Origin of the sequence: Flagellimonas lutimaris (genome assembly GCF_003581615.1) — a bacterium.
GTDB classification, from domain to species: domain Bacteria; phylum Bacteroidota; class Bacteroidia; order Flavobacteriales; family Flavobacteriaceae; genus Flagellimonas; species Flagellimonas lutimaris.
The window spans coordinates 1-282 of the sequence record NZ_QXFH01000040.1 but is presented as its reverse complement, the minus strand read 5'-3'; the positions used below and the strand labels follow the sequence as shown (position 1 = coordinate 282).

The following is a 282-nucleotide window of genomic DNA, read 5'->3' as shown; positions in this document are numbered from 1 at the left end:
AAAAGAGAGTACACAACGGAGTTCAAGCAAAAGGCTGTCGAACTGAGCTATGCCAGGGGCAACGCCGCAGAGGTATGTAGGGAATTGGGACTGAACCCCTCGGTATTGGGCCGCTGGCGCAGGGAGGCCAAAAAATACGGGGAGAACAGTTTTCCCGGGAAGGGCAATCCTAAGCTTACCGATGAACAAAGGGAGATAGCCGAGCTCAAGAAAAAACTCAGGGACGTGGAGATAGAGCGCGATATCCCAAGAAAGGCGATAGCCATCTTCTCCTAGGACGAC

Annotated in this window: 1 pseudogene; it reads left to right on the top strand. The window is 52.8% G+C overall.

Annotation, left to right across the window (positions count from 1 at the left end):
• Positions 1-282, top strand: a pseudogene (locus tag D2V08_RS01395) (transposase); the annotation flags it as partial.